This window comes from Roseburia inulinivorans DSM 16841, assembly GCF_000174195.1.
In the GTDB taxonomy this organism is placed as follows: Bacteria; Bacillota; Clostridia; order Lachnospirales; family Lachnospiraceae; genus Roseburia; species Roseburia inulinivorans.
Map to the genome: position 1 here is coordinate 17,710 of NZ_ACFY01000069.1, position 19,742 is coordinate 37,451.

18 protein-coding genes are annotated in these 19,742 nt (G+C 40.1%); all 18 read right to left on the bottom strand.

Annotation, left to right across the window (positions count from 1 at the left end; translation table 11 throughout):
- Window positions 1–48 precede the first annotated feature (48 nt).
- The 18 genes from ROSEINA2194_RS07875 to ROSEINA2194_RS07960 all read right to left on the bottom strand — a co-directional run bounded on the left by ROSEINA2194_RS07875 (window position 49) and on the right by ROSEINA2194_RS07960 (window position 19,655).
- Window positions 49–1,320: a DUF6070 family protein gene (locus ROSEINA2194_RS07875; protein WP_007885368.1), complete on the bottom strand. Its 1,272-nt coding sequence runs from the start codon at window positions 1,318–1,320 to the stop codon at window positions 49–51.
- Entirely contained in the window at window positions 1,320–2,561 is a 1,242-nt protein-coding gene (locus ROSEINA2194_RS07880) for a DUF6070 family protein (RefSeq protein ID WP_007885369.1), read from the bottom strand. The genes ROSEINA2194_RS07875 and ROSEINA2194_RS07880 overlap by 1 nt, the downstream gene beginning before the upstream one ends.
- Window positions 2,509–4,629 (bottom strand): penicillin-binding transpeptidase domain-containing protein, encoded by a 2,121-nt coding sequence (locus ROSEINA2194_RS07885; protein ID WP_044927494.1) that lies wholly within the window; start codon window positions 4,627–4,629, stop codon window positions 2,509–2,511. The genes ROSEINA2194_RS07880 and ROSEINA2194_RS07885 overlap by 53 nt, the downstream gene beginning before the upstream one ends.
- Window positions 4,630–5,180: 551 nt before the next feature.
- A complete protein-coding gene (locus ROSEINA2194_RS07890) occupies window positions 5,181–5,564 on the bottom strand; it encodes a hypothetical protein (protein ID WP_007885376.1) in 384 nt (127 codons plus the stop codon).
- 344 nt (window positions 5,565–5,908) lie between these two features.
- Window positions 5,909–6,736 carry a hypothetical protein gene (locus tag ROSEINA2194_RS07895; protein ID WP_007885377.1) on the bottom strand — a complete coding sequence of 276 codons (828 nt, stop codon included), beginning with the start codon at window positions 6,734–6,736 and terminating at the stop codon, window positions 5,909–5,911.
- A gap of 255 nt (window positions 6,737–6,991) precedes the next feature.
- Window positions 6,992–7,348 carry a hypothetical protein gene (locus ROSEINA2194_RS07900; RefSeq protein WP_007885378.1) on the bottom strand — a complete coding sequence of 119 codons (357 nt, stop codon included), beginning with the start codon at window positions 7,346–7,348 and terminating at the stop codon, window positions 6,992–6,994.
- A gap of 239 nt (window positions 7,349–7,587) precedes the next feature.
- Window positions 7,588–8,400 carry an HNH endonuclease gene (locus ROSEINA2194_RS19680; RefSeq protein WP_007885380.1) on the bottom strand — a complete coding sequence of 271 codons (813 nt, stop codon included), beginning with the start codon at window positions 8,398–8,400 and terminating at the stop codon, window positions 7,588–7,590.
- Window positions 8,401–8,408: 8 nt separating this feature from the next.
- Window positions 8,409–9,368, bottom strand: a complete 960-nt coding sequence (locus ROSEINA2194_RS07910; protein WP_007885382.1) for a hypothetical protein — start codon at window positions 9,366–9,368, stop codon at window positions 8,409–8,411.
- Between the two features lie 492 nt (window positions 9,369–9,860).
- Window positions 9,861–10,955 (bottom strand): hypothetical protein, encoded by a 1,095-nt coding sequence (locus tag ROSEINA2194_RS07915; RefSeq protein WP_007885385.1) that lies wholly within the window; start codon window positions 10,953–10,955, stop codon window positions 9,861–9,863.
- 182 nt (window positions 10,956–11,137) lie between these two features.
- Window positions 11,138–12,094, bottom strand: a complete 957-nt coding sequence (locus ROSEINA2194_RS07920) for a hypothetical protein (protein ID WP_007885387.1) — start codon at window positions 12,092–12,094, stop codon at window positions 11,138–11,140.
- A 171-nt stretch (window positions 12,095–12,265) separates the two neighbouring features.
- Window positions 12,266–12,859, bottom strand: coding sequence for a hypothetical protein (locus ROSEINA2194_RS07925; protein ID WP_007885389.1), 594 nt, complete (start codon window positions 12,857–12,859; stop codon window positions 12,266–12,268).
- Window positions 12,860–13,080: 221 nt separating this feature from the next.
- Window positions 13,081–14,715: a recombinase family protein gene (locus ROSEINA2194_RS07930; RefSeq protein WP_007885390.1), complete on the bottom strand. Its 1,635-nt coding sequence runs from the start codon at window positions 14,713–14,715 to the stop codon at window positions 13,081–13,083.
- Between the two features lie 12 nt (window positions 14,716–14,727).
- The gene (locus ROSEINA2194_RS07935) at window positions 14,728–15,627 is read right to left on the bottom strand and encodes a recombinase family protein (protein ID WP_227970602.1); all 900 of its coding nucleotides are present in this window, start codon (window positions 15,625–15,627) and stop codon (window positions 14,728–14,730) included.
- Window positions 15,599–17,215, bottom strand: a complete 1,617-nt coding sequence (locus ROSEINA2194_RS07940; RefSeq protein WP_044927495.1) for a recombinase family protein — start codon at window positions 17,213–17,215, stop codon at window positions 15,599–15,601. Before ROSEINA2194_RS07940 ends, ROSEINA2194_RS07935 begins: the two co-directional genes overlap by 29 nt.
- A 90-nt stretch (window positions 17,216–17,305) precedes the next feature.
- Window positions 17,306–17,464: an SHOCT domain-containing protein gene (locus ROSEINA2194_RS21030; RefSeq protein WP_006859206.1), complete on the bottom strand. Its 159-nt coding sequence runs from the start codon at window positions 17,462–17,464 to the stop codon at window positions 17,306–17,308.
- An 80-nt stretch (window positions 17,465–17,544) separates the two neighbouring features.
- The gene (locus ROSEINA2194_RS07945) at window positions 17,545–17,940 is read right to left on the bottom strand and encodes a hypothetical protein (RefSeq protein WP_044927496.1); all 396 of its coding nucleotides are present in this window, start codon (window positions 17,938–17,940) and stop codon (window positions 17,545–17,547) included.
- Window positions 17,941–18,743: 803 nt separating this feature from the next.
- On the bottom strand, window positions 18,744–19,070 hold the full coding sequence (locus tag ROSEINA2194_RS07955; protein ID WP_007885399.1) for a hypothetical protein: 327 nt from the start codon (window positions 19,068–19,070) through the stop codon (window positions 18,744–18,746).
- 441 nt (window positions 19,071–19,511) lie between these two features.
- Window positions 19,512–19,655 (bottom strand): cyclic lactone autoinducer peptide, encoded by a 144-nt coding sequence (locus ROSEINA2194_RS07960; protein WP_007885400.1) that lies wholly within the window; start codon window positions 19,653–19,655, stop codon window positions 19,512–19,514.
- Window positions 19,656–19,742: the final 87 nt, after the last annotated feature.

The window sequence follows — 19,742 nt, forward strand, 5'->3', positions numbered from 1 at the left end:
TGCTTTTTTCTTTAATGCCATAATATCATCCTTTCTTTCAAAGCAAATTTAATGTGCTTTTGCTATTGGCGGCAGTTCCAACTCTATTTGTTCTATAGAATTGGAAAGATACCTGAAAGTTCCGTCTTCAAATGGCTGGACCACAACCGTATTCCGAAAAGCGAGATCAGAATTATAATCCGGCCATACTCCATCCACGATAAGTGTAATCGTTCCATCCGCATTTTTTGTATAGTCAACTACTTCTCCGAAAGGTGGGTATGGACTGGCATAAATCATCTCATATTCATAGCTATTGCTGCCCTCATCATATCCACAATGCTCTCTCAACTGTTCTACCGATACCGGAAAATAAGTAGTCATTATCCTTTCATATTCCTCTGCCGGAATCTTCCAACCTTCAGTTTTCAGATTTTCCCCCGTAGAAATCCTATAAACATCTTCATACATACAAGGCATCAGAATGTCCTCCACATTGCTGCTATCCCAATCTGTAACGAGCAGATTGTAATTCACATAACTTAGTCCTGATATGTATTTCTCCGTTAATTCCTGGCAGTCTTCTGGTAGCGGTTCTATTCTCCAATACTGTCTCAAACTTGCATGTGCAATCACATATTCATATGCGTAGATAAAATATCCTTTTTCGGTCAGTTTAATCTCAGCCACATTACTTACCGAAGTTCCCTGTATTTCTGGCATACCACCTTCTCTCCACCGAATTCCTATGTAATAGGTCTGCAACTCACCTTTCCGATAGATAAAGGTAACTGCTCCAATCAGCCCATCTCTCTGTACTTCAAATACCGTAACCATCGAGTCTTGTCCATCCAGGTAATCTGCATAAAATGCTTCGATTGCTTCATGATTTTGCATAGCAGTATCTTCTTCAACACTTACCAGACCGTTTCTGCCCAATTGCTCCACCACAGCTTTCCTCTGCTCTTTGGTAAATTCGCTAATACCGGAAGAGTAGCTTAGTGCATCTGCAATTACAATATCCTTATAGATTTCTCTGACCGATTCTGCTGCTGACAAAACCGTACTCTGCAGTTGCTCCTTCTCCTCTTCTGTAAGGAGATCATCACTGGCTTGCGGAATAAACCAATATGCTGACTCTGTGGAAGTTTCCGCATTCTCGGCTTCTTCTGTTTCTGCTTCGCTATTTTCGATTTCTACAGGTGGCTCCCATACTTCTTCTGCCACCTTTTGCTTTTCTGTATGCAGTTCTCCCCAACAGACCACTCCGGCTATTACGAAAATCAACAGCAGCAAAATCGGAAGACCACATCTTCTAAGCAGCCATTTCACATCTTCCATTATTCGCCTCCGTATAATTCTTCCCATTCTTCTAACGTCAACCGTGGCGTATGCCATGTTTCCTCAGAATTATCCTCGGAGGGTATAATTCGATTGGATACATATTGTACCCCGCCATCCTCCAAAGGACGAACCACAACCTCGTGGGCATATACTTTGGAATTTCCCGAATATGGAAATACCACATTAGCAGTAAGTGTAATTGTTCCATCACTGTTCTCCGTATACCCGATTACTTCTGAATATGGGTATTCCGGATACTCTACTTCTTCGAAGCCTCTCGGTTTGTATTCATAGGTCGAATCCTCCGAATCATGGACAGTTTTGGATTGCAGCGTTTCACTATCAATATTGAAATATTTCATAATAACGCTTTCAAATTCCTCTTTTGGAATCCGATAAACTGCACTGACTGACAAATTGTCATCTGCAACATAAGGAACATACTGACCATTCACTTTTGGATAAAGAATGTCATACATATCATAGAAATTCAAATCCCCAAAATCTTCTTCACTCCAATCCACAATAAACATATTATTCTGTTCAAAGCTGATTGGAAGAAGATATTTCCGACTCAGTTCCCTATATGTTTCATCCAATGGCTGTACTCGTAATGCGGTATGCTCCTCTGCTCCACTCAATGTAAGAACGTATAATTCTTCTGAAAACCAGACACCAGAAAACATCAGGTAACCTTCTTCTGTATAATTCCAATACTCTGCTTGATACCTCCCAGTAACTTCTTTCTGTATTTCTCCATTTTCGTATCCATAATAGCTTCTGACCACATCTACATTTCCGTCTTTTGTGTGCAAATCGTATTTTACAAATCCGCCCAAATAGCCGACTTCAAGAATCGTTATATCTGCTTCTTCCTGTGCATCCACCTTTTCACAAAATTCCAGTACCTGCTCCGCTTCCGTCATATTCACTTGATTTCTGCTGTCAACAGCAGGATACTCGTTTTCTCCAAGACGATTTACAATACTCCGAATTATTTCCAAATCATCTAACTTATTTTCCTCTGCTGCCTTGTCATAAAGATCTATGCAGATGTTTATAATTTCTTCTTCATTCTCCTGTTCTTCTTCTGAAACGTCCTGAACATCAATTACTGTTTCCGAAACTGTATCTTCTTCCGATGGTGTATCGCTACACCCCGAAATACTAAACATCAGTACAAAACTAATGACTGCTAAACCACTCTTCCAGAACCAGACTGTCTTTCTTAACAACATATCCGCTTCCTCCTCTTCCTTTCACATCTTCTACCATACTGATAATCAATATAGGACATTCCGTATCTTCTGCTGTAAAAATTGCAAACCATCCTAATTCTGTACCCGAAGTATCATCCTTCGATGCCTTTATTTCTGCCGTACCTGTTTTTCCTGCTAAAAGAATGTCATCTCGATGGGCTGCATATCCAGTTCCATTAGAATCATTCACAACCTTCTTTGTTCCTTCCAATACACGACTTGCTGTCTCGTTAGAAAAGGCACCCGGAATCCAATACTCAGCTTCCGCTTCATTCTGATATACCAAATAAGGCTTTATTACATTTCCCTCATTACAGAAAGCAGAATAAATACATGCCATATGCAACGGGTTCACTAAAATCTGTCCTTGTCCGTAACCGCTGTCAGCTAACTGTATTTCAGTTTCAATGCCTTCTGTATTGGAATACTGAGATTCTGCCATCTTAATCTCAAATGGTAGTTCCTCATTGAAACCAAGCCGTATCAAAGAATTCTCCAACTCATCCGATCCAATCTTTAATGCTGCTTTTGCGAAATAAATATTATCAGAATAAATCAAGGCATTCTCTAAAATGACTGGTTCATACGCATGAAGCGTTGTTACATGATATGAACCCCACGATGCATCTTTTTGCCAACTTAATCCTACGTTCCCGTAATCTTCCATTGGATCGATTGCTCCTGATTGTAAACCAATCGCAGCTATAATTGGTTTGAAGGTAGATCCCGGACACCACACTTGCCGGAACCGATTATACATTGGCTTATTCTCATCCTCGTTAAGTACAGTCCACTGCTCACTCGATAATCCCATAATAAAATCGTTATTGTCATAGGCCGGTGTGCTGACCAAAGCCAATACCTCTCCGGTATAATGATTTATGGCTACTGAGCAGCTTTTATCTTCCTTAAACTGTTCGTACAAGGAAACCTGCAAATCAGTATCTATCGTAAGCCGGATGTCCTGCCCATGCTGTACCAGGATACAAGCCAGTTCCTCCTTCTCTTTATCTTCCGAATTTACAATGTAAATCCTGCAACCGTTCTGGCCTTTCAGTTCTTTCTCGAACAAGCCCTCCATTCCGCTTCTGCCGATTACACTATTGGCTGTATAACCTTCTCCTGCATGTTCCTCTAAATCTTCCGCAGTAGCGCTTTGAACATACCCGACCAAATGCGCAGCGGCTTCCCCTAATGGGTATTCACGCACTTCAACATCAGATATCATCACTCCGGGAATCTCCAGCAACTTATCATGCCTTTCTTTCTCCTTTAAAACTTCTTCCTCTGGACTGATAGACATTAACTCAATTTCTTCCACTCTTGGAATCGTTTTAATAGGTACAAAAGAATCATCCTTTACCCACTTTGCAGACAGGTTCTTTTCTATCACTTCCGTTGTGATTTCCAATAGTCCTGCAATCTGTGCGATTGCTTCCTCTCTGTTTTCCAACTTGCCCGGAACAATTCCAACTGAAGAAGCTATACCTTTTCCTGCAAGGACACGTCCGTTCCTATCCAGAATTTCTCCTCTTACTGCCTGTGTAGTGGAAACTCTTACTTTATCTGTAGAAGTCAGATTCGGAAAAATCATGGAATCATCCCAAACCAACTTATATCCATCTTCGCCCTTTAGGAAGAGTGCTTCATTCTCAAAGCTGATAGTTCCTGCAACTGTATCAAAAGAAGTCTGGTAGGTTACCGCCATTTGCTCCTCATCATATGCAATAATCTGAACAGCCATATTCTGGACTTCTATACCTTCATAAATAGCTGAATTTCGAGTTACAAAATCCTCCTGACTGACATTCCCCGATGCCTCAATATGTAGCATCGCATACATTTCTTCATACTCCTGTTTTGGAATATGATCCATGTACTCCACCAGAAGTTCTTCCGGTGTCCTCCAGGCATTTTCCTTTGTTGCCAACATTCCTGCCACGCATACTGCAGAAATTACCGCAGCTATTCCTATAACAGCAATCGCAATCCATAGGAGCCTGCTTCTTGTTTTCTTTCGCTTGTTTCTGCTTTTTCCTTTCTTCATATTGACCTCCATTCATTTTGCTTTGCTGATATGGTCATATTCTATTTTCAATGTACGTTATATCTTCAAAATATTACATTCGTAAGATTTTGAAATAAAATAATTTCTCTTTGCTTGGTATATCGTACTATGCATTCCTCCTCTCTTTTTATTACATGTGTAAGCTTTCGCAACAAAAAAATTTCGTCCGCAATCCTGCTGCACTTGTGTAAATATTACATCAGTAAGATTTATAAGTCAAGTTATCTTTATACAAAAAGGCTCCTGCCAGGAGGTATCATACATTTTCGCAAAAGTGATACCTGTTAGCAAAAGCCTATTATTCAGCAGAGTCTCAAAACACCCCTCTGCTACGATATTCAAATGATTCATTCATAAGGCTACAAAACACACATCCATTTTTGCTCCTTAATATCCCACAAACCGCAGAAAATCAAGGTTTCCTTGAAAGCAGACAGACGGTTTCAATATTCGCCTGAACTTTGATTTTATACTGCTTAGCAAAAGTATATCTGCCTTATCAAAAGTGGGGTGAAGAATTTAGCCCCACCTTATATCAATTCAAAATACCTTAACATTTCTGAAAATTCACATTTTCTATAGGTTGCTCTTCTCTCCAATTTTCCAGGATATTCCTGCATACAATTTCCATTCACATTAAACGGACAATATATCCCAAAATATTTGTTGCCACAAATATAACTATCTTTATTTTCAAAATTAATTTGATACAAAATTGCAACCAAATGCCTTAAGGAAATCATATCCTTTAATAAATATACATCCTCTATTTTTTTTAAATTATTAATTGGCTTCATATTTTGATAAAACACTGGTGGCACTAATTGAGTGGAATGTTCATCCACAAATTGCATGAACGGAAATAACAAAAAATTATTTTTCTTAACCCCAAACATTTCTCTAATAATCGACATATCCCAAATCCAAAAGAATGTTCTAATAGACAACCTGCATTTTTATAAAGATAGCTTTTCAACTCCTCTTCTATATCTCTGTTTTCATCTACAATTAAATCTTTTTTATATTTTATTACCTCTTTAGAACAGACTTTATCAATATTATCTCCTATTAACGATGAAACATATATTGTAAAAAAATTCAAATCCTCATTTATTATTCTCTGTGCATTTATAGCAACACTAAATGGAGTATTACCTTTATACTCCGATGGCAACCTTGTATTTAAAGCACGAACCAAATAACTATACCATTGCCTCTCGTTCCCTTGCACAGACGGTATATACTTTAATTTTTCAAATTATTCAACCATCACCATAAACCATATAGATGGGGTAAATGGATATGGCTTCTTTCCTCTATCGTGATTACTTATTGGCATTTGTAAACATATATCTACCATGAGACTCAATATTTTTATTAGATTTTCATTATCTTCTAATTTCTGAACAGATTCTTTACAAGTATTAAAAAGCAATTCGAACGGTGCTGTATACAAATGCATATAACTATCATCATTATACAAATATCTATTTTGTTCAAATTCAATGTACTCTTTTTCTTTTCCTATGCTAATTTTGGAAATAAGGTATGCGTTGCATTCTAACAAACAATTTACTCCCAATTCTGTTATAAAGTATGTCTTCTCGAAATAATTCCAACGCAGATAATGATATACACCGTAAGAATCTAACATAGAAAGACCTATATTATTATCTTCTGGATTGCCATCAATAAGCATATTCCATAACCCATCAAGGTTATCATTAAATATAATTTTGTTGTGCTTAATATATTTTTCTAATTCATTTTTTCTAGTTATTCTGGCAGAAGTAATCTGTCCATTAAACATCTTCACATGTTCAATAAAATGTTCTTGAAAACTTCCATAAAACAATTGTTTTTTCCTAAATATGAAAGGGCTTAATATCTCTCCTCCCAAATCTATAACCATATTTTCTATAGCTTCTAATAATTCTATTATTACATGAATGCCAAAAGTTGATGATATATAGTTAATATGATGTGTAAACTCATGGACAAATGAATGGTGTAATTCATCATATTCCCCATTTACAAAAATGCCCAAAATGGCAGGATTATATAAACCTTTAAGATTATTATCCAAAATATACTCCTCAAAAAATATACTTATATGTATTTCCTATTCTCGTAATAATTCCTTTATCAATAAGTGATTGAATTATAAGAAGGATATCCTTTTCTTCAATTATACACATACCACAATCATCTCTATATTTGCATCTAAAATGGTTATTAAAGCACTCTTTCTTGCTTTCAAAAGTACACTCATCACTTCTTATAAGTTCTAATAAAACACATTTTTCCGCATTCTCTTCATTTATCTTATAAACTATTTGCTTTAATTTTCCCCCCCCATGCTACCAAGTGCTACTGCCCAACCTTTTGTTATATTTATATCAAGCAATACACACAGAATCCATAAAGTAGACAATCTCATATTAATATAATATTTTTTAGATGGAATTAGCATGCATAAAGTTCCCATTGGAACCTCTGGCATATATTGTCTTACATAAAAATACTCTTCTTTATGCTTATATTCATTCCCACATATTTTTGAAACAAAAGTTTTTACTTCATCTTTTTCAATATACTGTGATAATACATTTTCTAGTTCATATAAATCACAACCATCTTTTTTTATGACCATCTCTTTACTCCTTTTCTCTTTTGCGAAAAAATACCCTTTCGCCAAAATGTATATCTTCCGTTCCCCACAACCTATCCCCCGGGTAAACCAATTCCCTCATACCCACTCTACGGAAACAGAAACACACATCTATTTTATTCCCAAAATGGTAAAATCCTTTGATTTATTGGGCTTTTCTCGACAGAAGACAGACTGTCTCCACATTCCCCTGAACTTTGATTTTATACTGCATAGCGAAAGTATGCAATAGATTTTCAAAGTGGGGTAACTGTTTTATCCCCTTGTTATACAGAATATTGTCGGTATAATATGTCATCAACATTGTTCTTGATACCCACTAAAATATCAAAACAAGTAGACAACATTTCAAAAAAACATCTCCAGTAATTATCATATAGACCACAAGTATCGCTTTGATAAGAGAAATTCAAATAATTACAATAATTATTTATTTCTTGACATATCTCTGGTCCTAAATCCAGTGAATACTCCAATAGCACCTCATTCAAAAGCACTCTTTTCTCTTGAAACGTATAAATTCTTTTTAAATCATCTTCATATAGAACCCAATGTTCCATTAGCTCATTTTCCAAAAATGAACCATAATGTCGATTCTCAAAATTATGTTTCCAATATTCGTATGCGTACTGTAATATACCGTGCAAATTATCTAATGCTTCTTTTGCCTTCCTACATGCTATGTTTTTTCTACTTTCAAATACCACATTTGATTTTAACCAGTTATCCATTTGATTAATAATACAAAATTGTTCATACTCGGCCATACTTTTCCATGTATATAACAATTCTGCCGGATACTGATTTTCATCACTATCTATCATTCTTGCACACGACTTGCATAACCAAATTCCATTTTCTATACTACTTCTCTCTTCTGGCGTTAAGTCAGGGTTGTATCTTGGTCCACCTTCAGCTGCTGCGGTTATATGTGCAGCCTCACCGATTGATACTCGCTTTTGAGGATTGCTGTGAGGACCTTTTGTTTCTCTTCTACAGTTTGGATTAGAACACTTTCCTCCCACTCTCTCACATAATCTATCTATAGTTTTTTGCGAAAAGTCATCTCTTTTATTCATAATGCTCCTTACCTATCTCCAAACATGAACTCAATAACACTTAGCGCATTCAAAATCTGTATACATTCATATCTTTCAATGCTTCTATTCATTCGACCATGCATTAACCAATTTCTATTCAAATATGGAGGTTCTATGCCATTTTCGAACTTGTATAGGCCATCTATAAATATCCTATTCAAATATGCTATTAACGAAGGATACATTTCCAAAAAGTATATTTTCTTTGACATGAATCCTCGTTTTTCGGTAAGCTGTCTAAAATCCTCCGCCTTTTGATTCGCAAAGCCATCATTAGAATATTTAACTCTGTAACTCATCCGTTGGTTCGGAAAATCTACTAATTCATTCACCCTATTATCAAGTAATGCAAGCAAGTACATAGCTGCAGTCATATAATCTTCATTTTCAAAAGCCTGCATACCATTCTTAAAATATAACTGTGTCTCGTCCGAAACGTACTTTTCCTGTAGCCCCTCTATAATCACATCAAGAATTACAATATCTTCTCCGTCAAAAAACTCTGCTACCTTTGCTTCCCCTTCACATAATAATTGTTCCCAATTCTTAATATCTGCAGGATTTGAATGCTCAGAAATAACCCAACCATTTTTTCCAAACTTTTCACTCCACTCAATTTCAGATCTATATTTTTCTTCAAATTCAGCTTCAGTTAAACCTTCAGTTTCTCTGACCTCTTGCTGATAATTTTTGAGTATTTCTGCCAACTTGAGAAGACCCGGCATATTGTTAAGTGAATTCTTCCATTCATTTAGTTTATCACTGAGTTCTTGAAATTTTGCTAATGCTTCCGGAGATATTGCTCTCGTAACATTTTTATATAATTCCTGCTGCTTCTTAGCTATCTCAAGTGCTTTCCTATATTCCTGTGAATTTTCAAAATCATTACTCATCTTCTCATCCTCATGACGTGAAATAACTTTTGCGAAAAAGTATCCTTTCGCCAAAATGTATATTTCCCGTTCTCCAAAGCTTATCCCCTGGGGTAAACCTCAGCTTATATCATCACTCTGCGGAAACAGAAACACACATCCATTTTTCTGCCGAAATTGCAAAAACCTTTGATTTATTGGGCTTTTTTCGACAGAAGACAGACTGTTTCAACATGTGTCGATAGGGTAATTGAGATGCACTTTCCAGAGTTTTCACTGTACTCTGGGAGCGAAAAATGTTGCACTCTCTGATGAGACTACAAAAAATTGACATGATGCACTCTCTTATGTCCCTGCATAGAAAAAGATTGCATTGTATTTTAGATGTAAGCCAGATCAGCTTACGATTGACTCTGCTCTTTCTCTATGGTCCACTACTCATCCCTTGATGATAACTTCTAAGATATTGTACCATAGATTGTTTATTTGGGAAATTACTTCCCGATAAAAATGGGCAGAAGAAAACCTCCAAATCTGTTGGGGACTTGGAGGCTTGATTCCGACCATTTACTGTTCATTTTGGATTTTTTCAATTAATCTCAAATTCTCCGGTTTAACAGTTCCTATAAAATTCTTCATTCTTGTGTCAAATGAGAGAACATATGACGATGCATCTATTAAAACACACGCATTCTTGGTTTTATCTATATGATCTAGGCATCCAACACAAAGCATATCAAAAATATCATTCTTGTCTAACTTTTTTCCTCTTTCAAACCATGATGTAAACATTACATCCCGAAGATATCTTCTCTGTGTAGCAGAATATTTTCCTTTTTTAAACATCTCTGACACTTTTACTTTCGCTATATCTAGGAAATGTTGGTCTGTTGCCAAGGTATCTACTATACACGGCATTGTTCCCGTATTTCCATCCAAACCACTTTCAATACTTTTTTGATATGTCTGCTGTACAATACTTATAATATCCTCCTTGTCCTGTTTGCAAGCAACACATCCTTGAATAATAATATTAGTAAGCACACATGCTTCATTCAATTCTTGGATATAAAAATCCTTGAGTACTTTTTTCTCTTTGTTTTCATCATACCCTGACTGCAGTTCTACTTTAATTCTTTCCTCTAATAAATTTTGATATTCCTTATATGCAACTCTTCCAATATACCCCAATATAGCATCTTTGTTTTTTTGTGACAGTCCATCTGTCATCTCTAATTTGTAATGAGCATATAAATCTTTTGTAATTTCAAAAAATAAAAGTGTGAATTTACTCTCAATTTGAATTTTGCTCTTTAATAATCTATCCGCATAATTTTTGAGAGCTGCTTGATCCATATATGCAACACTGGTAATTTCATCTTCACTCACAACATAGTCTGGAATATTATTAAAAAGTGGCAACCCCTTCGCATACCTAAACTCAAGTAAATTTTGTAACACTTTTGGATTATTTCTAAAGTGTGTCATTATCTCAATATATACCGAAGTCGGAAGACTCTTTTCTCTCTGTTGTTCTAAATATTTTTTTAAACGTTCTTCGTCAACAGGTTCTGATGTCATTCCTAATTTGCTTCTTCCATAATATGAATAAAAGGCATTTGCATCCAAAAAAATCATTTTTTCATCCTCTACTTGAATCATTTTTTACCAATAAACTAGTTTGTAATTTTTGTAACTTTTCATACATTATATCACATTTATTCTTTTCGCAAAAATTTTACACAGGACATATAAAGAGAAACCTCCAAATCTATTATAGACTCGGAGGCTTGGTTCCAACCATTTTATTCGCAGTAAACTGTTTTCCTGCTACTGTAAAAGAACTATGCAAGTGCAGGTTCCTTCCCTGCAATAATCGCTTTCACTTCTTCTATATCCTTATCTGTGGCTGAGGCTATCTGCTCTGCTGTAAAACCATTCTTATACATTTTTATAATAAGTCCTGCTTCACCTTCCGCACGTCCAATCGCAATACCCTTTTCTTCAATTCCCTGACTCAAGTTACACATAACGCTCACATCCTTCCTGAAGTTCTCCTCAATAGGAATATCGTATTCATTTCCAATTATGTTTAGTTTTTCATCTATTGTAAGTTCCTGTGACAGCAACGCTCCTAACAGACGGTGCAGTTCATATGTCTCATCATGTTCCGGCAGATTCTTTGCCAGTCCAAGCATTATGATATTCAGCAGATCAAGATTTCCCTTCCATTGATAGGAACCGATCAAATCTTCTTTTGTGAGATGCACATGGCTCATGCTGCTCTCTTCCATGTTCATACATACCCAGATCGAATATACACGCTTAATGTCATCGTAGCTGGAATTCTCAAAATCACGTTCTTTTTGTGATGAGATCAGTCTGCTCACATAAAAGATTGCCCGGTTTAAGATTTCGTATCCCTTCGGCTCATCTTTCTGTGCTTCCACATTTATGATGATCTGTGACAATCCGTCTCTCATACGCACATAAAAAACGATATCAAATCTTACCAGACCTTCATTGATCTCTTCATTTTCTGTGTTGAAACCGACCAGTCTCTCACCATTTTTTTCGCTGGCTGCATTTGTGAGTCCAGGCTCTACCGGTACCGTACTGATATGTGGTGTTCCCTCAATGCAGTCGACCACATCCTTGGGATTCATGCCCTTAAACTCATCAACTGTTTTTACCAGTATATGTGCCAGTATGCTTTTCTGTCCTAACAGACGCTTTGCACTCGTATCATACTGTGCTTTTGAATCTGTTGCTTTCACTGCATTTTTCAATTCTGTATTCACTGGCCTTCCTCCTTTTTGTAACAGATATAGTCATCCCCAAAAAGGCATCTGACCACACCTATATTATAACTTACCCATTTCTTTTATACAATCAATTTTTACATTTGGAAAATGAACATAAGAAAAACTCCAAACCTGCCATAGACTCGGAGTCTTGATTCCATCCATTCTTCACATTGTCTGCACCTGTACATGTTGTTCCTGCTCCTCATGCTCCAAAGCATCCTGCTCCGGTACATGGTCTATATTTTTCGCTGCTTCCTGCACTTTTACCATATACCGGATTTTAATGCTGCTATAATCAACCCCTGCCGGTTCCAGCACTTTTTTCTCTAACATGTTTAACATCGCCTCGGTGTCAAATTTCCCCTCAAAATAAAGTTCCTCATCCACCTTTATCGGTACATCCATTTCTTCCGGTGAACTGCCAAGGATTGTCCTCCAGCGTCCGGCTACTTTTCCACACATTTCCATAAATCTTTCATGGATATCCGGCTGTTCATTACAGGTCTGCAAAATCCTTTGTGCCACCTTTCTCCATGTAGGTGTCTCTATCCATTCTCCCGGTGCGAACTGGACTGCCAGCGGTCTTTTCCCTTTCAGTTCTGCCGGGGACACTGTGATAAGGCTGCTTTCCCGGATCGTATCTTTCACACTTGTATGCACCTCGCCACTCCGATACATCTGGAGCAGTGCATCACATTTCGTGTTTACAAGTTGTAACATTTCCTCCCTCAGTTCTTCTATCAGTTGCTCATAATTCATACGCTTTTCTCCTCCTGTCACACAATCTTGTGTTTCTTTCTTCTATATAATCTTTCTTCCGCTTATTTCCCTATTACACACTTTTCTATTCCTATTGTTCTGCACTTGTTTCCTATTTTTGTGCCAACAATAAAACGCCCGGATCATCGGGCATTTTATTCTTACCATAAACTGGCAGGAACAACGTTTCCTATTTGCTTGCTGCCATTCCTGCCGCAGTCTTACTCATATCGAATCTCCTTTTCCATGACAATGCCTGACTGGAACTGTATCAGCAGCTTCTCGCTGGATTCCACTTTGATGGTCGAGATCAGCCGTCTGACAAGGTCATTGTCGAACTCCGGTATCTGGCAGGTGCTTGTGCTTAAGTAATGGTCAATATCTTGGATTCTCTGTTCATAGCTGTCAGCCATCCGTTTCTCGTTTCTGGCTGTTTTCTGTGCCTCTTTTAGGGCATTGATTTCCTCTGCTATGGTGCGGTAGCGTTCATCAAACTCCGGTGTGTAGGAGCCGGTCTTTGCATTCTCTGCGATCAGTGCCACCATCTCTTCCTGCTTTTCTTTTATCTTTTCTTCGTATTCCTCAGACTCTTTTGCGGTGCTGTAGTTCCCGATGACATGGATGATGTTCTGCCGGAAGTTTTCCATAAATTCCATATCATCACTCGTGATCCTGTGGATGGCTTCCATCACTGCCCTGTTTAATGCGTTCTCTTCGAGTGTCTCGGATTCCCCACATTTCTTCACTCCGTTGGTCAGCCGGTTGCTGCATCTCCAGACCACTTTCTTTTTCCCGTTTCTCGCCCAGGTGACTCTCCGGTACTCCTGCCCGCATTTTCCGCAGATCAGCATGCCGGTCAGTGCATAGGTGGAGGAATACCTGCTCCTCTGGTTCTTCTTCCGGGTGACAGCCGCCTTGCATAAGGATGCCCTGCGCATCATCTCTTCCTGTACCCTGTAGAACAGCTCCTTCGGTATGATCGCCTCATGGTCATCTTCCACATAATACTGCGGTACGATTCCAGTGTTCTTGACTTTCTTTTTTGTCATGAAATCCACCGTATAGGTTTTCTGCAGTAATGCATCTCCCATGTATTTTTCATTGCGGAGCATTTTGTCTATTACCGTGGAATGCCATTTGTCCTGCCCTGTGGCGGTCTTGATGCCCTGCTCTTCCAGATGCTTTGCGATCTTCCCGGTACTGTAGCCCTCCAGATAAAGCCGGAAAATCAGCTTTACGATCTCTGCCTCTTCGGGTACGATGACCAAGTCCCCGTCCTCGTTTTTGGTGTATCCCATGAACTTTGTGCAGTTTACGATGACCTTGCCTTTTTCAAATTTCCTCACGACTCCCCAGCGGATGTTCTCGCTGATGTTGCGGCTCTCTTCCTGCGCCAGACTGCTTAAGATGGTGATAAGGATTTCGCCTGTTCCCTCCAGTGTATTGATTCCCTCTTTCTCGAACACCACCGCCACGTTCTTTTCCTTCAGTTTTCGGATGGTCACCAGCGAGTCTACCGTGTTCCTCGCAAACCTGCTGACCGACTTTGTAAGGATCATGTCGATTTTTCCTGCAAGGGCATCCTGTATCATGGCATTAAAGTCTGCCCTCTTTTTGGTGTTTGTTCCACTCTTTCCGTCATCCGCATAGATGCCGGCATTTTTCCAGTTTTCGTTTTCGGATATCTTGCTGGTATAATACTCCAACTGTGCCTCGTAGCTGCTGTCCTGCTCTTCCAGTTCCGTACTGACACGGCAGTAGGCAGCGACCTTCATTTTCTTCTCTGACAGTTTCACATTCCGGTCATACTGTACCTTGGCAGGTATCATGCTGATCTTTTTTGCTGTTTCTGCCATCTGCTCTCCCTCCTAATCCTTGTATCCGGCTGTGACACGGCTCCCATTGATAAACTCCACTTCTGCCATGTTTCCTCCATGCACCCAGATGCGTGCGATTATTTTTCTATATAAATTTTCATCAAATGTTTCCAGTTCCTTTTTTCCTGCAAGGATGTTTTTGATCTCCTCTGTCCGGAACTCCCCATCCCTGACCTCCAGCGTCCGGTATCGTTCCTCTGCCCTTTCATAGAGCAGTTTCATCAGGTCTGTCTCTGTGCGTTCCTGCTCTTCTTTCATGTGCTGCAGGTTCCGCTCCAGAACCCGGTACTGAGGGCTGAGCTTTTCCTCCTGCCTTTGTACCCGGAGCAGGCCTTTGTTTCGTATCACTGCATTGATGGCTTCCACACACACCTGCTTTGCCTGCCCGTCTGTAATAAAACTGTTCCTGCAGTTTTTTGCTCTGCCAGTCACATAGTTCCTGCACTTCCACTTGGCAGTGCCGCCACGCTCTTTTTTGTGGTTCGGCTGGATATGGCTGCATACTGCCCCACATTCTGCACACCAGATGACACCTCCGAAGAGGATTCTCTCATCCCTGCCGGGTCTGTGGTCTGCCCTTCCAAGCTCTGCCCTCACCTTTTCCCGTCTGCGCTGGACTCTCTCAAACAGTTCTTCTCCTATGAGCTGCGGATAGTATTCTGTGCCAAGGTAGCTTGGGTTTTCCAGTATCCTGCCGATGGATGCATGGGTCCAGGACACTTTCCCTTTTGCATTGCATATGTTTCTCCCTTTCAGGTTCTGGGCAATCCTGCCTGCCGCCACCCCGCTGTCATAGTCTGTAAATATCTGTTCCACAATTTTTCTCTGCTCTTCGCAGATGGTGATTTTTCCATCCACAACTTTATAGCCGATTGGCATGTGCCACTGCATCCTGTCTGCCTCCCCTCTCTGTCAATTTCAGTCCGTTGTGCAGGCAGAAGGTGATGTCGTGTTCTTTGGAGACCACGATCTTCTCCGCTGTCATTTTAAACAGTTGCTCGTCAAACTCCTCCCTTAATCCGTCCTGTTCTGCGATCAGTTGGATAAGCTGTTCGGTCCGCACGATTTCTTTTGTCCTTCTCAGCTTTCTGGTCAAAAGTGTCTTTTTTCTCCTGCATTCCGTCAGTTGCCAGCCAAGTTTATTACTGCTCTCCATAAAAAGAGCAGAGTCCATATATCCTTTCCTCATGACTTGGTTTAGGATTTGGCTCTGCCCGCTTATATCTTTGATTTCCTTATCCAGTTGTCTGATTTCCTCACTGTCCTGCCTTGCTGCCACAAGTTCCGTCAGCTCTTTTAACAGCGGCTCTAATATCGTTCCCTGATTGGTGTACAGCTTGTTCCACATGTCTGTAAAAGCCCGGTGCAGCACATCCTCCCGGATGGCTTTCATACAGCAGCTCTCTTTATCCTCCACATGTCCGCTGCACGTCCAGATGATTTTTTCATATGGTTTCCCGATGTAGATTTTCTGCCGCCGGAAGGTTCTTCCGCATTCCCCGCAGATGATTCTGCCGGAAAACAGGTATCTTTTGGTGTAGTCACTCTTGTTCATGTGCAGTACATCCACCCGGTATGCCATCAGGTTTCGCACTGCTTCTGCCTCCTCATGTGTGACGATTGGCGGATGGCTGTCTTTGATGAGATACTGGTTTCTCTGTCCGTTGTTTACCCTGCGGACAAATGGGAACCTTGTTTCTGTATAGGTTCTCTGCTGTAACATATCCCCTTCATAAATCGGATTTTTCAGAATGTCCTGTATCACCCCGTCCTGCCACTTTTCTGCACCCCGGATCGTTGGAATGCCTTTCTGGTTCAGTGCTTTTGCTATCACATACACTCCCATGCCGTTTAGATAGGACTCATAAATCCACCTTACGGTTTCTGCCTCGGATTCTATGATGACTAAATTTCCATCCTCATCTTTTCCATAGCCATACGTTGGTGTGGATATGATATAGGTTCCATCCTGAAAGCGTTTCTGTATCGCCCAGCGGTTGTTGCTTGAGATGTTTTCAGATTCCCCCTGCGCCACCGATGCCAGGATGGTAATGAACAGCTCGCTTTTTTCTGACAGCGTGTTGATGTTCTCTTTCTCAAAGTAGATTCCAACGCCAATCTCTTTCAGCTTTCGGATGGTCTGGATGCATTCCACCGTATTTCTTGCAAATCTTGTGATGGATTTCGTAAGGATCAGGTCGATGTTCCCATCCTCACAGTCTGAAATCATCATCTGGAACTCATCTCTGTGCTTTACGTTTGTTCCGCTGATTCCTTCATCCGCATACACCCCGGCAAACTCCCACAGGGGGGTGCTCTCGATTTTTTCCGTATAGTACTCGACCTGTGCAGTATAGGAAGTTGCCTGTGCCTGACTGCCGGTACTGACTCTGGCATATCCGCACACTTTCAGTCTGCGTTCTTCCTGTGTATGTTTCTGCGCTTTTGCTGCCTTTATGACAGTCACTTTTTTTGCCATGCTTTTTTCTCCTTTCCCAGTATTTTCAAGGGTTTGCACTCCCTGTCAGCAACATACACTACCACATAGTCCTTTATATATCCAGTGTTATTACAGATATACTTTTGCTAATTCCGGGGAGAAAGTCTTGACATTCAAAACCCGGATTTTTTCCCATTCTTCCTCGGTTAACAGCTTATCCTCATGCATCCTTTTTAAGAGAAATTCAGCAATCTTATACCGCACCTCATTCGCTCCGCCTTCCATCATCTCTCCCCTTTTCCTCCCACAATTTAAGTAAGTTAAATTCATTCTCCCAATAAAAACACTTCCGCCCAGAAGAAACACCTTTACATCATCCCGATTTCAGCCATGGTTGCTGCCTCATCCTCTTCCCGGAAATACTGTTCCGCTACATCCCTGCTAACTGAAAGCACCTCTCCTGCGTCCTTTTCTCCCATCTGGATCGGGATTAAGAACGGATGGATTTCCTTGCAGAATTCCTGATTTGGACAGCTATTGATAAAATAGCCGCAGGTATCTAATATCAGCCTGTCACACATATCTGTGATGACGATCTTTTCAGCCTCAAACATGTGGCTGCCAATATAATTTGCGATATTTTCTGCCGTGGTCGAGATATAGTCCTCTTTCCGCTCCCCTCCATCACTTGGATAAAGATAGGCATATCCTGCCCTCTCCGTTTCAAAAATCCTTAACATCATTTCGGTATCTTCTTTCTTCATTTCCTGCTTTCCTCCATTCCCCATTTTTCAGTTTTTCTTAACCCCACAAGAATACGGCGGAAGTTCCCCTCCGCCGCATGGTTTCTGTAATTAAGTCTTACTGCCATAATCCTTCACTTCATAAATAAAAAGTGTCTGTCCCTATTCGTCACTACTCCCCGGAACCGAAACGCCGCCAAAACAGAGAAGAAAAAATCCCAAAGCCGGCATTTCATGGGCAGTCAGTCCAGACTATCTTTGGTCCCTGCCACTCGGACAGGCAGACATCACAGGTATTTCACCTCCACCACTGCGTGCTGGCTAATCTCAAGGTGTATCATTATAGGCCATTCCCCTCTTCGCGCCTGTCCACCACAGACAGGCTGTACCCCGGCTTTCCCGCTCGGCTCCTTAGATGCGATCTTTTTCACAGCATGGCTGGCAGAAAGAACATCTGCCCGATTGCTGCAGGAGTGTCACTGCGCCCCGGTTACGGCTCATGAAACGGCTAACGTATCTGAACTGCTGGATATGGCTGGCAGGATATGGCGTGATTCCATCCTGCGCTCGGATCCCTGCATTCCTCTCCGGCATTTTTCAATGTACGTTTTGTCTGCCTGTGTCGTATCCACACACGAGACATGAGAGGATTCCCGGAAGAGACCATCTGTCCAGAAAAAGTTCCTCTCATAAGGTACTCACAGAAAAACACGTTTTGAGGGGGTATTAATCAAAATATTTTTTTATTTTCTTTACCGCACCGTTTATGCTCTCCCGGATGTTCTTCTCTCCAACCCCTTCTTTCGCTGCGATCTGCCGGTATGTCATGCCCTCAAAAAATAAAAATACAGCCGCTCTCTCTGCACTGGGGTGAGTGACTGCATTGCTTTCTGCAGGGTTTCTATTTCCATCTGCCGGATGACCGTATCCTCTACCGATTCCCCGGTCAGCTCCACCAGATCTTCCGTTTCTCCTTCTGTGTATCCGTCCTTGGTCGTATGTCTGATATCCCGCATTTCCTGTGCGTGGGCTTCTTTGCGGAACGTATCGGCAAGTGCCTCGTAGACTTCTCTGGTCACATAGGTGTATTCCAGCTCACCAACTGCATCTTTATAAAAATCCTTTACTCTGATCCTGATCCATTCTGACATTCAAATGTCCTCCATTTCGTAATTTTTTTGAAATGAAGGACATCTGGAGGACCTCTGGGTTCTGCTTTACTGGAAAAAGACAATAAAAAAAGGTGCTGTTCCCATGCAAAATAAAGCATGCAAAACTGCACCCAATTAATTATTGTATTTCGTTGTAAATAGTATATAAAAGTTCTTCTTAGCTTTTTATTCCTATGTTTTATAATTAACCTAATTCACTTATCTAGTAGAATTTAAAGTAATTAATGATTCCAATATGTCTCAGATAAGTCACAAGAGTATTGTCTTCTCCCCAATATGGTCGGTCTAGTCAATTAATTTACGCTATACTAGAAATACTACTTCTTCCAGCTAACAATATTTCCACAAAAAAATACTGCCATATCCATGAGTAATCTCTACTCGACAGATATTGCAGTATTTACCTCTTGCAGCAACGATTTATTTACGAAATTCTTTCATTCCTGCCGGCTGCTTCGGCTGATGAAGAACATACATACATCTGCTGTCTGCCGCCATTTTCACAGAATTACGAGCTACCTTCTCTAAAATTGTTGCTGCGATATTAGCCTGTTTCTTTGACATAATGAACACCTCCTATTTTTATTAAACAGGAGTATAGCATTTCTTACCTAATTCTATATCTTATAAGTTGAATTTCCGACATAATAC

What these genes read in the sequence shown, in the direction of transcription:
- ROSEINA2194_RS21030 (WP_006859206.1), bottom strand. Translation starts at nt 17,464, where the DNA reads ATGATGGAAGGCGGAGCGAATGAGGTGCGGTATAAGATTGCTGAATTT.
- ROSEINA2194_RS07880 (WP_007885369.1), bottom strand. Translation starts at nt 2,561, where the DNA reads ATGTTGTTAAGAAAGACAGTCTGGTTCTGGAAGAGTGGTTTAGCAGTC.
- ROSEINA2194_RS07925 (WP_007885389.1), bottom strand. Translation starts at nt 12,859, where the DNA reads ATGAATTATGAGCAACTGATAGAAGAACTGAGGGAGGAAATGTTACAA.
- ROSEINA2194_RS07875 (WP_007885368.1), bottom strand. Translation starts at nt 1,320, where the DNA reads ATGGAAGATGTGAAATGGCTGCTTAGAAGATGTGGTCTTCCGATTTTG.
- ROSEINA2194_RS07935 (WP_227970602.1), bottom strand. Translation starts at nt 15,627, where the DNA reads ATGCAGTGGCACATGCCAATCGGCTATAAAGTTGTGGATGGAAAAATC.
- ROSEINA2194_RS07915 (WP_007885385.1), bottom strand. Translation starts at nt 10,955, where the DNA reads ATGATTCAAGTAGAGGATGAAAAAATGATTTTTTTGGATGCAAATGCC.
- ROSEINA2194_RS07885 (WP_044927494.1), bottom strand. Translation starts at nt 4,629, where the DNA reads ATGAAGAAAGGAAAAAGCAGAAACAAGCGAAAGAAAACAAGAAGCAGG.
- ROSEINA2194_RS07960 (WP_007885400.1), bottom strand. Translation starts at nt 19,655, where the DNA reads ATGTCAAAGAAACAGGCTAATATCGCAGCAACAATTTTAGAGAAGGTA.
- ROSEINA2194_RS07940 (WP_044927495.1), bottom strand. Translation starts at nt 17,215, where the DNA reads ATGGCAAAAAAAGTGACTGTCATAAAGGCAGCAAAAGCGCAGAAACAT.
- ROSEINA2194_RS19680 (WP_007885380.1), bottom strand. Translation starts at nt 8,400, where the DNA reads ATGAATAAAAGAGATGACTTTTCGCAAAAAACTATAGATAGATTATGT.
- ROSEINA2194_RS07890 (WP_007885376.1), bottom strand. Translation starts at nt 5,564, where the DNA reads ATGTCGATTATTAGAGAAATGTTTGGGGTTAAGAAAAATAATTTTTTG.
- ROSEINA2194_RS07930 (WP_007885390.1), bottom strand. Translation starts at nt 14,715, where the DNA reads ATGGCAGAAACAGCAAAAAAGATCAGCATGATACCTGCCAAGGTACAG.
- ROSEINA2194_RS07955 (WP_007885399.1), bottom strand. Translation starts at nt 19,070, where the DNA reads ATGTCAGAATGGATCAGGATCAGAGTAAAGGATTTTTATAAAGATGCA.
- ROSEINA2194_RS07945 (WP_044927496.1), bottom strand. Translation starts at nt 17,940, where the DNA reads ATGAAGAAAGAAGATACCGAAATGATGTTAAGGATTTTTGAAACGGAG.